The sequence below is a fragment of the Streptomyces sp. NPDC050485 genome, assembly GCF_044458185.1.
Lineage (GTDB): Bacteria > Actinomycetota > Actinomycetes > Streptomycetales > Streptomycetaceae > Streptomyces.
The window spans coordinates 1-13,126 of sequence record NZ_JBITHR010000001.1 but is presented as its reverse complement, the minus strand read 5'-3'; the positions used below and the strand labels follow the sequence as shown (position 1 = coordinate 13,126).

Here is a 13,126-nt window from a genome sequence, read left to right as displayed (position 1 = left end):
GGGAGTGCCACTCGATGTCAGGGCATCGAGGGGGAGGCACATATGGACAAGCGGTACGAGGTCTTCTGTCTGGCGGACAGGTATTTCTACGAGACCCCGGACCGCTTGTCCTCCTCGCGCACCGGCGGCCGGACCCCGCTGTTCGAGGCCGCCCAGCGAGCCGCACCCGACGGCTGGACCTCCCAACTTGCCGGAGACTGGCTGCACTTCAGTCCTCAGGAGGCGGCAGGGCGCCCGGTGCGGCCGCAGCAGGGCTGGAAGATCCACGTCTCGGCCTGTCTGGACAACGCCGAGAAGACGGCGGCGCAGGTGTGGGACTACTGCGTACCGCGCGCCGTCCCCTTCAAGTTCGTACCCGGGCGCCAGCCCCTGCACCTGCGCAATTCCAAGTACGCGGGCCGCGGCTCCAGCGGGAAGTTCGCCACCCTCTACCCCGCCGATGAGGCCGAACTCCGGTTAATACTGGAGGAGTTGGGCGCCCTGCTCGCCGGTGAGCCGGGGCCGTACATCCTCACCGATCTGCGCTGGGGCGAGGGCCCGCTCTACGTCCGCTACGGCGGTTTCACCAAGCGCCACTGCGTCGACGCGAACGGCACCCTGGTGACCGCCGTCGAGAACGCCGACGGGGTGCTCGTACCCGACCGTAGGGACCCGGTCTTCCACGTTCCCGACTGGGTCGCCCTGCCGGAGTTCCTCGCGCCCCACCTCGCCGCCCGCAACGCGACCACCACCGGCGACCTGCCCTACCGCATCGAACGCGCCCTGCACTTCTCCAACGGCGGCGGCGTCTACGCCGGGACCGACACCCGCACCGGCGAGCGGGTCGTCCTCAAGGAGGCCAGACCCCATGCCGGGCTGGCGGCGGACGGCGGCGACGCCGTGACCCGCCTGGAGCGCGAGAAGGCCGCCCTGGAACAGGTCGGCGGGCTCGGCATCGCGCCCGCCGTGCGCGACTGGTTCACCCTCGGCGAGCACCGCTTCCTGGTCATGGACTTCCTCGAAGGCCGCACCCTCAACTCCTTCTTCGCGCCCCGGCACCCGCTCATCGGCGTCGAGCCGGATCCCGCCGAGGTCGCCGAGTACACCCAGTGGGCGCTGCGCATGCTGCGGGCCGTCGAGGACGCGGTGGCCGCCGTGCACGAGCGGGGCATCGTCTTCAACGACCTGCACATGTTCAACATCATGGTCGCCCCCGACGAGCAGTCCGTACGGCTCCTCGACTTCGAGGCCGCCATGCCCGTCGACCGGCACCGCGGCCAGTCCATGGCCCACCCCGGCTTCATCGCGCCCCTGGACCGCACGGGCTTCGACGTGGACCGTTACGCGCTGGCCTGTCTGCGGATCGCCCTGTTCGTGCCGATGACGAGCCTGCTGGTCATCGACCGCGCCAAGGCCGCGCACCTCGCCGAGATCGCCGCCGCCCAGTTCCCCGGCCTGCCCGAGGGGTACCTGGACGAGGCGGTCCGCGTGATCGAGGGGGAGCCAGCGGCGGTGCGCGCCGGGTACGCGCCCGCCGACCTCGCCGACTGGCCCGCGAGCCGCGACTCCATGGCTCGCGCCATCCTCGCCTCCGCCTGCCCCGAACGCGACGACCGGCTCTTCCCCGGCGACATCGCCCAGTTCACCGAGGGCGGCGGCCTCGGCCTCGCGCACGGCGCCGCCGGAGTGCTGTACGCGCTCGCCGAGACCGGCGCCGGACCGTACCCCGAGGGCGAGCAGTGGCTCCTCGCGCACACCGCGCCGCCGCCGTCCGGCACCCCGCTCGGCCTCTACGACGGGCTCGCCGGAGTCGCGTACGTCCTCGACCGGCTCGGCCACCCCGAGCGGGCCCGCGAGCTGATCGGCCGCGTCCTGGCCGAGAACTGGCAGCGGCTCGCCCCCGACCTGCACGGCGGCCTCGCGGGCCTCGGCCTCGTACTCGACCAACTCGGCTACAAGGAACAGGCGTTGGAGGCGGCCGAGCTGATCGCCGGGCGCGCCTCCGGCGGAGGCGGACGCCGGGCCGGGCTGCTGCGCGGCGCGAGCGGCCCCGCGCTGTTCTTCCTGCGGCTGTACGAGTCCACCGGCGAGGCCGCGCTGCTCGACCGGGCGGCCGGGGAACTGCGGCGCGATCTCGACCGCTGTGTGACCAACCCGGCCGGCACCCTCGTCGTCAACGACACCACCCGCACCCTGCCCTACCTCGGCGGAGGCAGCGTCGGCATCGCCGCGGTCCTCGACGACTTCCTCGCCCACCGGCCCGACGAGGCGTTCCACGCGGCGCGCGAGCAGATCCGGCCCGCCGCCCGCTCCCGGTACTACGCGCAGCCCGGCCTCTTCAACGGGCGCGCCGGCATGGTCCTCCACCTGGCGCGGACCGGTGCGCCGCGCGCCCAGATCGCCGACCAGATCGCCGGACTCTCCTGGTACGCCCTGCCCTACGAAGGCCAACTCGCCTTCCCCGGCGACCAGATGATGCGCCTGTCCATGGACCTCGCGACCGGCACGGCGGGCTGCCTCCTGGCACTCGGCGCAGCCCTCGCCGACCGCCCTGCCGGGCTGCCCTTCCTGGCGCCCACCGCCGCCCCACCGGGCGGCCCCCAAGACGGCCCCACCCGGGGCTGAAGCAACCCCGTCCCCCACGGACGGCAACGCACATCGCCGACAAAGGAGAATGCAATGTCCCTTCTCGACCTGCAGAACCTCGACGTCGAACTCGACAACGACGAGGGCGACGGCGGCGGTCACGGCGGCGGCAGCAGCCTGAGTCTGCTGCTCTGCGACAGCGTCGCGAGCCTGACGCTCTGCCTCTGATCACCGCGTAATCCGGTGCACCAGTGAACGACGCGGCCCCGCCCGGCACCGCTCGCCGGCCGGGGCCGCCGCACGCGGGAGGCCGCCTTGCTGTTGCGTGAGACCGTCCGGCAGAGCGCCGGTCCTCGCACCCTGGTCCTGGCGCTGACCTGCGCGTCGGCCGGCGCCGGGCTCGCGCTGCCCGCGGTCGTCGGCCGCGCGCTCGACCTGGTGCTGGCCGGGCGGCAGTCCGAGGCCGCGCCCTGGATCACCCTGTGCGCCCTGCTCACCACGGCCGCGGTACTGATCGGCGCACTCGAATCGGCCGTCACCGCCACCGCCACCGCCCGCAGCGCGGCCTGGCTGCGCCGCCGGGTGCTCGGTCACGTCCTCGACGCAGGGCCGCAACAAGCCTGCTCCGAAGGAGAGTTGGTGGCGCGCCTCACCGGCAACGCGGCCCAGGCCTCGACCGTACCCGTATCGATCGCGGGCGCCCTTGCCGCCGTCATCACCCCGGTCGGCGGACTCGTCGCGCTGGCCCTCACCGATCCGTGGACCGCCCTGGTGGTGGTCGCCGGAATGCCGCTGTTCGCCCTGCTGCTTCGGGTGTTCGTGCGCGGCTCGGGCGCGAGCAGCGCGGGCTATCTGCGCACCCAGGGCCAGATCGCGGGCCGCCTCCTGGAAGCGGTGCGCGGTGCCCGCACCATCGCGGCGGCCGGACACCCCGAGCGGGACGCCGCCCGCATCCTGGCGCCGCTGCCCGAACTCTCCCGCCAGGGCCACCTCATGTGGCAGGTGCTCGGCCGCTCCACCGCGCAGGCCGCGGTGCTGCTCCCGCTGCTCCAGCTCGCGGTGCTCGCCGTCGCCGGACTGCGCCTGGCCCGGGGCGAGTTGAGCGTCGGCGGACTCCTCGCGGCCTGGCGCTACGCGAGCCTCGCCACCGGCACCGGCGCCCTGGTCGGCATGGTGAACACGCTGACCCGCGGACGCACCGCCACCGCCCGGCTCCAGGAGGTGCTGACCGCACCGGTCGTTGCGTACGGACATGCCGAACTGCCGGACGGCACCGGGGAATTGACCCTGCGAGGTGTCGTGCACGGGCCCCTGCGCGAGGTCGATCTCACGCTGCCGGGCGGGGCGGTGGTCGCCGTGGTCGGCCGGTCGGGCAGCGGCAAGTCGGCGCTCGCGGCCGTCGCGGGCCGGCTCGCCGACCCGGAGTCCGGCACGGTGAACCTCGACGGCGTACCGCTGCCCTCCCTCACCCACACGGAGCTGCGCCGCGCGGTCGGCTACGCCTTCGCCCGCCCCGTGCTGCTCGGCGGCACGGTGGGCGGCACCATCGCGTACGGGGCCCACGACCCGGGCGAGCCGGCCGTGGTGGCGGCGGCCCGCTCCGCCTGCGCCGACGACTTCGTCCGCCGGATGCCCGCCGCCTACGCCACGCCCTGCGCGAGTGCGCCCCTGTCCGGCGGCGAGTCCCAACGCCTGGGCCTGGCCAGGGCGTTCGCCCACCCGGGCCGTCTGCTGATCCTGGACGACGCCACCTCCAGCCTCGACTCGGCCACCGAGCTCAAGGTCTCCCGGGCCCTGCTGCACGGCACCGGCACCCACCTGATCGTCGCCCACCGCGCCTCGACGGCGGCCCGCGCCGACCTGGTGGTGTGGCTGGAGGACGGCCGTCCGCGCGCGGTCGCCCCGCACCGCGAACTGTCCCGACTGGCCGACTACCGCGCGGTGTTCGGCGAGGACGATGCCCCATGCTGAGGAACCTCCTTGGCCGGCGCAAGCGGGTCCTGTTCCGCCTCGCGGGATGGTCGCTGCTCGAAGCCGCCCAGACCTTCCTGCTCGGCTTCGCCCTCGCCCGCGCCCTGGACGACGGCTTCCTCGCGGGCCGCGCCGCCACCGGCACCGGATGGCTCGTGGCGGCCGGACTCGCCGTGCTCGCGGGGGCTTTCGGAACCCGCCGGGTGTACGGAGCCGTCGCCGACCTGGTCGAACCCGTACGGGACGAACTCGTGCGGGCGGTGGTGACGCGCGGCCTGCGCGAGGCGGACGACGCGGCGCTCTCCCGCCTCACCCAGCAGGTGGAGCTGGCCAGGGACACCCTCGCCGGACTCGTGCTCGTCTCGCGTACCTTCGTCTTCACCGCGGCCGGCGCGCTCTTCGGCCTCTTCGCCCTCGCCCCCGTCCTGCTCCCGGTGGTCGCGGGCCCGCTGCTCGTCGGACTCGCGCTCTTCGCCGCGACCCTCCGCCCGCTCGCCCGTCGCCAGGAGGACTTCCTGGCCGCCGACGAACGCCTGGCCGCCGAACTCGGCCTGCTGGCAACCGGGTTGCGGGACATCGCGGCATCGGGCGCCGAGCGGCGGGCCGCCGCGGACGCCGGGGCGCGCGTCGACGGCGAGTACCGCGCGGCCCGCTCGCTCGCCGTCTGGGGCGTGGCCAGGACCTTCGCCGTGGGCATCGGCGGACGGCTGCCGCTGCCGCTGCTCCTGGTCACCGCGCCCTGGCTGCTGCGCCACGGAGTCACCGCGGGCGGCCTCGCGGGCGCGTTCGCCTACCTCACCCAGTCGCTGCTGCCCGCCCTCCAGGCCCTGGTGCAGGGCCTCGGCACCTCGGGCGCCCGCCTGTCGGTCGTCCTGCGCAGGCTCGCCGCCGGGCCGGACGACGTTCCGGCACAGGCCCGGCACCAGGACGGGGCGTGGCCGGTGCGGCTGCGCGGGGTCGTCTTCGCGTACGGGCCGGGCGCCGCCCCCGTGCTCGACCGCCTCGACCTCGCCGTACCGGCCGGGGAGCACCTCGCGGTGGCCGGTCCGAGCGGCATCGGCAAATCCACCCTGCTCGCGCTGATCGCCGGAGTGCTGCGGCCGGACGCGGGTGAGGTGCTGCGGGGCCCCGACCGGGTCCTTGTGCCGCAGGAGGCGTACGTCTTCACCGCCACCGTCCGCGAGAACCTGAGCTACTTCTGCGCCCAACTCCCCGATGACAGTGCCCTGTTGGCGTCGGCGGAGGCGGTCGGGGCGGGGCCGCTGACCGACCGGCTCGGCGGGCTCGACGCGGTGCTCGACCCCGCCGCGCTCTCCGCCGGTGAGCGCCAGCTCGTCGCACTGGCGCGGGCCCACGCCTCGCCCGCGCCGCTGGTCCTCCTCGACGAGGCGACCTGTCATCTCGACCCGGTGGCCGAGGCGAGCGCGGAGCGGGCGTTCACCGCACAGCCCGGACGCACCCTCGTGGTCGTCGCCCACCGCACCGGCTCGGCCCGCCGCGCGGACCGCGTACTGCTGATGGACGGGGCCCGCGCCGAACTCGGCACCCACGAGGAGCTCCTCGCCCGCTCCGCGTTCTACCGCGATCTCACCGGCACCGGCACCGGCGAGGATGTCTCACACCCACCCCTCCCCCTGGGAGATCCGTATGGCGTCGACCCGGTTGCGGGCGCCGGTCTTGCGGGTGATGGCGGCCATGTAGTTGCGCACCGTGCCGTTGGACAGATGCAGCCGGTGCGCGATGTCGGAGATCGAGGCTCCTTCGGCGGCGAGTGAGAGAACGCTCAACTCACGGCGGGTCAGCGGCATTTCGGCCGCTCTGAGGAAACTGAAGCCCAGCGAGTCATCGACGAACCGTTTCCCCTCGGCCACCTGTCTGATGGCCGCGATCAGATGCTCTGGCGTGCCCCCCTTGTCCACATAGCCGCGGGCATTGGCATCGGCCGCCCGCTTCAGCGGTCCCGGACGGTGTGCGTCGGCCAGCACCAGGAGTCGGGACTTCCCGGTGCCCGGGCGGCAGCCGGTGAGTTCGCCGAGCGGTGCGATCCCGTAGGACTCGGAACAGTCCAGGTCGGCCGCGCAGACGTCCGGGCTCAGTAATCGCGCCAGCGCCGGGGCGCCGCGCCAAGGTGTGTGGTGGACCTCCAGGTCGGGCTCGCGTGCGAGGCGTTCGGCCAGGGCCGATCGCAGCAGGCACGAGTCGTGCACGAGAAGTACCCGGACCACGTTTCCAGCTCCTTCCAAGCTCAGAGCCTGTGTCTCAACCTCGCCTGGGTCCGCGGCGGGGTTGAGACACAGGCTCTCACCTACCGGCGCCTTCGTTGGGCACGCAACGATTCTGGGCGGCGGCTGCCCCTGTCATGGCCCCGCCGAACAGATTGACGGGGGGCACTGGGGGCGCGCACCCGCGCACACGGGGTGCGGCACGCGCCGCCGGGGCGCGTTCCCGAGGCCCCGGTGAAGCCCTCAACCACCGTGTCCCACCTGGCAGTTGAGCCCCGGACGGACTCTCGCGGCGGGGGAGCGCGCCAAGGGGTGCCCCGGGATCTCGCTACGCCTTCGGCGCAATGGGTGGCGCGGTCAGATCGATCAGTTTGCAGACCGTCTCGATGTCGATCTTGACCTGGGCGATGGACGCCCGGCCCGACAGCCAGGTGATCAGGGCCGAGTGCCAGGTGTGCTCGATGACCCGGACCGCCGAGAGCTGCTCCGGCGTCGGACGGTCCAGGCCCATCGCGTCCAGGATGATCGCCGTGGTCTGCCGGGAGACCGTGTCCACCTCCGGGCTCACCGAGCGGTCCGCGAAGGTGAGGGCCCGCACCATCGCGTCCGCCAGATGCGGCTCGCGCTGGAGCGCCCGGAAGGCGCGCATCAGCGTCTCGGCCACCCGGTCCGCGGCCCCCTCGCCGGACGGCGGGTGCTTGCGCAGCGCGCTGTGCAGGTGCTGGAGCTGGTCCTGCATGGTCGCGACCAGGAGGTGGATCTTGGACGGGAAGTAGCGGTACAGGGTGCCGAGGGCGACCCCCGCCGCCTCGGCCACCTCGCGCATCTGGACCGCGTCGAAGCCGCCCCGGCTGGCCAGCTGGGCGCTCGCGTGCAGGATGCGGCGGCGGCGCGCCTCCTGCCGCTCCGTCAGAGGAGGGGAGGTCTCGGTGGCCACCCTGGCTTCCGCTGTCATATGTCCCGTTCCGTTGTTGCCGTCGTGACACCCGCGCTCGGCGGCCAGCATGGCAGGGGTCCCGTCGTGGCGCGAATCACCTGATCCAGCCCTTACAGTCGCGCTACCTGCCGGTAGATTCGAAGCTCCTCAAGTGATCGAAGAACGCTTGAGAAGGATCAAGTCTGGAACTTGTTCTAGATTAGCGCGAGCGGTTACGCTCCGGCGAAACGCAGTGATGAAGGGGGCCGCGAGTGACCGCTGAGGCCATTGAGGCAAGCCCCCGCACCGGGGACGCCGGCCGTGAGGGCGAGCGCCCGCTGCGGATCGCGCTCCTCACCTATAAGGGGAACCCGTTCTGCGGCGGCCAGGGCGTCTACGTCCGCCACCTCTCGCGCGAGCTCGCCCGGCTCGGGCACCGCGTCGAGGTCATCGGCGCCCAGCCCTACCCCGTGCTCGACGAGGGCGTCCCGCTCACCGAACTCGCCAGCCTGGACCTCTACCGCTCGCCCGATCCGTTCCGTACGCCCAAGAGGGACGAGTACCGGGACTGGATCGACCGCCTGGAAGTCGCCACGATGTGGACCGGCGGCTTCCCCGAGCCGCTCACCTTCTCGCTGCGCGCCCGGCGTCATCTGGCCGCGCGCAGGGGCGAGTTCGACGTGGTCCACGACAACCAGACGCTCGGGTACGGGCTGCTGGGCGATGTCGGCGCGCCGCTCGTCACCACGATCCACCACCCCATCACCGTCGATCGAAAGCTCGAACTGGACGCCGCCGCCGACTGGAAGCGCCGCGCCTCCGTGCGCCGCTGGTACGGCTTCACCCGCATGCAGAAGCGGGTCGCCCGCCGGCTGCCGTCCGTGCTCACCGTCTCCGGCACCTCCAGGGGCGAGATCGTGGACCACCTCGGGGTGCGCGAGGACCGCATCCGGGTCGTGCACATCGGCGCCGACACCGGCCTGTGGTCGCCGGATGCGGCCGTCGCCGAGGTGCCCGGCCGGATCGTGACGACCTCCAGCGCGGACGTGCCGCTCAAGGGCCTGGTCTTCCTGGTCGAAGCGCTCGCCAAGCTGCGCACCGAGCACCCCGACGCGCACCTCGTCGTCGTCGGCAGGCGAGCCGAGGACGGACCGGTCGCCCAGGCCATCGAGAAGTACGCGCTCGGCGACGCGGTGCGGTTCGTCAAGGGCGTCTCCGACGCCGAACTCGTCGACCTCGTACGGTCCGCGCAGGTCAGCTGCGTACCTTCGCTGTACGAGGGCTTCTCGCTGCCCGCGGCCGAAGCGATGGCCACCGGCACCCCGCTGGTCGCCACCACCGGCGGCGCCATTCCCGAGGTCGCCGGGGCCGACGGGGAGACCTGCCTGGCCGTGCCGCCGGGCGACGCGGGAGCCCTCGCGGTGGCCATCGGCCGCCTCCTCGCCGACGCGGAGCTGCGGGCCCGCCTCGGCGCGGCCGGCCGCGAACGGGTCCTGGAACGCTTCACCTGGGCCCGCGCCGCCCAGGGCACCGCCGAGCTCTACCGCGAGGCGATCGAGGCACAGGGCCGGGTCCCGGCCCGCAAGCCCGCCAGCTGACCGGGCGCCCCGCGCCCACGACTACCGGCCGCTCCGCGGCCACAGGTGTTCTCCATCGGAAAGGGCAGACCCCGTGCTGACCGTCGACTTCTCCCGCTTCCCGCTCGCCCCGGGCGACCGCGTGCTCGACCTGGGCTGCGGCGCGGGCCGGCACGCCTTCGAGTGCTACCGGCGCGGCGCCCAGGTCGTGGCGCTCGACCAGAACGGCGAGGAGATCCGCGAGGTCGCCAAGTGGTTCGCCGCGATGAAGGAGGCCGGGGAGGCGCCCGAGGGAGCCACCGCGACGGCGATGGAAGGGGACGCGCTCAACCTCCCCTTCCCCGACGAGTCCTTCGACGTCGTGATCATCTCGGAAGTCATGGAGCACATCCCCGACGACAAGGGCGTGCTCGCCGAGATGGTCCGCGTCCTCAAGCCGGGCGGCCGCATCGCCGTCACCGTGCCGAGGTACGGGCCGGAGAAGGTGTGTTGGGCGCTGTCGGACGCGTACCACGAGGTCGAGGGCGGCCACATCCGCATCTACAAGGCCGACGAGCTGATCGGCAAGATGAAGCAGGCCGGCCTCAAGCCGTACGGCACCCACCACGCGCACGCGCTGCACTCGCCGTACTGGTGGCTCAAGTGCGCCTTCGGCGTCGACAACGACAAGGCGCTGCCGGTGAAGGCGTACCACCAGCTCCTGGTCTGGGACATCATGAAGACGCCCGGCATCAGCACGGTCACCCGGCTCGCCGAGCGGGCGCTCAACCCGGTCGTCGGCAAGAGCTTCGTGGCGTACGCGACCAAGCCTCACCTCCCTGTGGGCGCCGCCAAGTGACCTCGCCGGAGCGCACCGAACACCTCGTCCTGCCCGGGGTGCTCACCGCCGGACAGGCCTCGAAGACGGTCGCCGGACTCCTCGCCGCCCAGCGCGAGGACGGCGCCATCCCGTGGTTCCGCGGGCACCACCTGGACCCCTGGGACCACACCGAGGCGGCCATGGCGCTCGACGCGGCGGGCGAGCACCAGGCCGCCGAGCGCGCCTACGCATGGCTCGCCCGGCACCAGAACGCGGACGGATCCTGGTACGCCGCCTACCACGACGGCGAGCACGACCACGTCACCGACCACGGCCGGGAGTCCAACTTCGTCGCCTACATAGCCGTCGGCGTCTGGCACCACTACCTCGCCACCGGCGACGACACCTTCCTCGACCGCATGTGGCCCGCCGTCTTCGCGGCCGTCGAATGGGTCCTCGCCCTCCAGCAGCCCGGCGGGCAGATCGGCTGGAAGCGCGAGGAGGACGGAACGGCGGTCAACGACGCGCTGCTCACCGGCAGTTCGTCCGTCCACCACGCGCTGCGCTGCGCGCTCGCCATCGCCGAGCAGCGCGAAGAGCCCCAGCCCGACTGGGAGTTGGCGGCCGGCGCGCTCGCCCACGCCATCCAGCACCACCCCGAACGCTTCCTCGACAAGTCCCGCTACTCCATGGACTGGTACTACCCGGTCCTGGGCGGCGCGCTCACCGGCGCCGAGGCCAAGGAGCGCATCGAGTCGCGCTGGGACGACTTCGTGGTCCCCGGCCTCGGGGTGCGCTGCGTGCTGCCCAACCCCTGGGTCACCGGCGGCGAGAGCTGCGAACTGGCCCTGGCGCTCTGGGCGATGGGGGAGTCCGACCGGGCCCTGGAGATCCTCCAGTCCATCCGGCACCTGCGCGACCCCGCCTCGGGCCTGTACTGGACGGGGTACGTCTTCGAGGGCAACCGCGCGGTGTGGCCGGAGGAGCTCACGACGTGGACGGCGGGCTCGCTGCTCCTCGCGGTGGCCGCGCTGGGCGGCGACGAGCCGACCGTGGCGGTCTTCGGCGGCGACCGCCTGCCCCGGGGGCTGGCTCCGTACTGCTGCGGCTAAGGGGGCACTCGTACGGAGTCGCCCGAGTGGCGGAGTGCGGCCAGGCGGGTGAGGCTGCCGGGGAGGCCCGAAACATCCCCCGGAGGTCATCGTGCCCAGTACGCTCCCCATCCGCCGCATAGTCGTGGCGGTCGTCCTGTCCAGCACCGTCCTGGTGTCGACGGCCGCCTGCGGAGGCGAAACCAAGACCACCCAGAGCAGCCTGACGGCGGCCGAGCACGCGGCGGCGAGCAGCGCCTCGCCGACCAGCTCCGCCGAGCGCCAGAAACTCGCCAAGACCCGCTTCGTCGCGAACGCGGGTCTCGCGGCCGGCGCCGCCTACCAGTGGATCGTGAAGCCGTTCAAGGCCGGCACGTTCAAGAAGGGCGCGAAGGGCCGTACGTTCGCGCTCGTCAAGGCGGGCCTGGCCGGAGCGTTCACGTACAACCGCCTGAAGGCGGCCACGGAGAACGCCAAGGGCGACCCGCTGCTGTCCAAGGCCCTCGCGCCGCTGGGGTCCGGCATCGACTCGTTGAAGGGCCTCGGCGACAAGCTGCGCAAGGGGGACGCGAGTGACGCGGACGTCAACCAGTTCCAGAATGTGATCGGCGGGGTCAAGAACGCGGGCGCGAGTGCGGGGGCGCCGGTGACTGACCAGGTGCCCTCTGCTAGCCAGTTGGGTGGCTGACCACCCTGCGTCCTCAAGCTCCCCCAAGGCCTTAAGGGCCAGGGGGGACCCCCATGACGGGCTTGATTATTCTGCCCAGGGTTTGGATGTGCCGGCGGGACCTGAGGATTTGCGGACCAGCGCTACGAGTTCAAGTCCGCCAAGGTGCGCAGGGTCGTCGGGTCCGGGGACGTGATCAACAGGTCCGTCACCGGGCCCTTGCGCCACAACTCCAGGCGTTCGGCGATGCGTTGGCGCGGGCCCACCAGGGAGATCTCGTCGGCGAAGGTGTCCGGGACGGCCCGCACCGCTTCGTCGCGGCGGCCCGCCAGGAACAGCTCCTGGATCCGGCGGGCCGCCTCCCCGTACCCCATGCGGGCCATCAGGTCGGCGTGGAAGTTGCGGGCGGCGTGGCCCATGCCGCCGATGTAGAAGCCCAGCATCGCCTTCACCGGGAGCAGCCCCTCGGCCACGTCCTCGCAGACGTGCGCGCGGACCATGGGGGCGACCAGGAAGTCGTCCCGCAACCCCGCCAACGAGGCCGCGTACGCGTCCGTCCTGGTCGGTGACCAGTACAGCGGGAGCCAGCCGTCCGCGATGCGGGTGGTCTGGGCGATGTTCTTGGGGCCCTCCGCGCCGAGGAGTACGGGAATGTCCGGGCGCAGCGGGTGGGTGATGGACTTGAGGGGCTTGCCCAGACCCGTACCGTCCGCGCCGCGGTAGGGGTGGGCGTGGAAGCGGCCGTCGAGTTCGACGGGGGCCTCGCGGCGCAGGACCTGACGGATGACGTCGACGTACTCGCGGGTCGCGGTGAGCGGGCTCGACGGGAACGGGCGGCCGTACCACCCCTCGACGACCTGGGGCCCGGAGAGGCCGAGGCCCAGCATCATCCGGCCGCCGGAGAGGTGGTCCAGGGTGAGCGCGTGCATGGCGGTGGCGGTGGGGGTGCGCGCCGCCATCTGCGCGACCGCGGTGCCGAGCCGGATGCGGGAGGTGTGCGCGGCGATCCAGGTGAGCGGGGTGAACGCGTCGGAGCCCCAGGCCTCCGCCGTCCACACCGAGTGGTAGCCGAACTCCTCGGCCGCGCGGGCGAGTTCGAGGTGGCCGGGGTGGGGGCCGCGCCCCCAGTAGCCGAGTGCGAGTCCCAGGCGCATGTGCCGTCCCCCTCCAGTGATCTGACGATCCGTCAGGGGACTGTAGGCCAACGGCCCCCCGCCCGGAAGGATGCTGTTGGTTAATCCGGGGGGGGCTGGTTCTACTTCGCCCCGTCGAGCGTGAGCTCGGCGGGGCGAAGTGCTGCGAAGTGGCTGGTGCGGGT

Annotated in this window: 10 protein-coding genes and 1 pseudogene; 8 read left to right on the top strand and 3 right to left on the bottom strand. The window is 72.9% G+C overall.

What is annotated here, in order from left to right; all coding sequences use genetic code 11:
- Positions 1 to 42 precede the first annotated feature (42 nt).
- The 4 genes and pseudogenes from lanKC to ACIBK6_RS00040 form a co-directional block, all read left to right on the top strand.
- Positions 43 to 2,604, top strand: coding sequence for a class III lanthionine synthetase LanKC (gene lanKC / locus ACIBK6_RS00055; protein ID WP_399047396.1), 2,562 nt, complete (start codon positions 43 to 45; stop codon positions 2,602 to 2,604).
- Positions 2,605 to 2,658: 54 nt separating this feature from the next.
- Positions 2,659 to 2,793: a SapB/AmfS family lanthipeptide gene (locus tag ACIBK6_RS00050; protein ID WP_399047394.1), complete on the top strand. Its 135-nt coding sequence runs from the start codon at positions 2,659 to 2,661 to the stop codon at positions 2,791 to 2,793.
- A gap of 87 nt (positions 2,794 to 2,880) precedes the next feature.
- Positions 2,881 to 4,536: an ABC transporter ATP-binding protein gene (locus ACIBK6_RS00045; RefSeq protein WP_399047392.1), complete on the top strand. Its 1,656-nt coding sequence runs from the start codon at positions 2,881 to 2,883 to the stop codon at positions 4,534 to 4,536.
- Positions 4,530 to 5,870: pseudogene (locus tag ACIBK6_RS00040) on the top strand (ATP-binding cassette domain-containing protein); the annotation flags it as partial. The gene ACIBK6_RS00045 and the pseudogene ACIBK6_RS00040, both read left to right, overlap by 7 nt.
- 282 nt (positions 5,871 to 6,152) lie before the next feature.
- Here the strand turns inward: ACIBK6_RS00040 and ACIBK6_RS00035 are convergent.
- Complete coding sequence (locus ACIBK6_RS00035) at positions 6,153 to 6,761, bottom strand: LuxR C-terminal-related transcriptional regulator (RefSeq protein ID WP_399047390.1); 609 nt, start codon at positions 6,759 to 6,761, stop codon at positions 6,153 to 6,155.
- Between the two features lie 325 nt (positions 6,762 to 7,086).
- The gene (locus ACIBK6_RS00030) at positions 7,087 to 7,713 is read right to left on the bottom strand and encodes a TetR family transcriptional regulator (RefSeq protein WP_399047388.1); all 627 of its coding nucleotides are present in this window, start codon (positions 7,711 to 7,713) and stop codon (positions 7,087 to 7,089) included.
- A gap of 233 nt (positions 7,714 to 7,946) precedes the next feature.
- On the opposite strand from ACIBK6_RS00030, the gene ACIBK6_RS00025 reads away from it, so the two are divergent.
- From ACIBK6_RS00025 to ACIBK6_RS00010, 4 genes are all read left to right on the top strand, one after another.
- Positions 7,947 to 9,272, top strand: coding sequence for a glycosyltransferase family 4 protein (locus ACIBK6_RS00025; RefSeq protein WP_399047386.1), 1,326 nt, complete (start codon positions 7,947 to 7,949; stop codon positions 9,270 to 9,272).
- Positions 9,273 to 9,345: 73 nt separating this feature from the next.
- The gene (locus ACIBK6_RS00020) at positions 9,346 to 10,089 is read left to right on the top strand and encodes a class I SAM-dependent methyltransferase (RefSeq protein WP_399047384.1); all 744 of its coding nucleotides are present in this window, start codon (positions 9,346 to 9,348) and stop codon (positions 10,087 to 10,089) included.
- Complete coding sequence (locus ACIBK6_RS00015) at positions 10,086 to 11,162, top strand: prenyltransferase (RefSeq protein ID WP_399047383.1); 1,077 nt, start codon at positions 10,086 to 10,088, stop codon at positions 11,160 to 11,162. The genes ACIBK6_RS00020 and ACIBK6_RS00015 overlap by 4 nt, the downstream gene beginning before the upstream one ends.
- Positions 11,163 to 11,253: 91 nt before the next feature.
- The gene (locus tag ACIBK6_RS00010) at positions 11,254 to 11,829 is read left to right on the top strand and encodes a hypothetical protein (RefSeq protein ID WP_399047381.1); all 576 of its coding nucleotides are present in this window, start codon (positions 11,254 to 11,256) and stop codon (positions 11,827 to 11,829) included.
- Positions 11,830 to 11,951: 122 nt separating this feature from the next.
- Here ACIBK6_RS00010 and ACIBK6_RS00005 read toward each other — a convergent pair whose 3' ends face one another.
- Positions 11,952 to 12,962, bottom strand: a complete 1,011-nt coding sequence (locus tag ACIBK6_RS00005) for an LLM class F420-dependent oxidoreductase (RefSeq protein WP_399047379.1) — start codon at positions 12,960 to 12,962, stop codon at positions 11,952 to 11,954.
- Between the last annotated feature and the right edge of the window lie 164 nt (positions 12,963 to 13,126).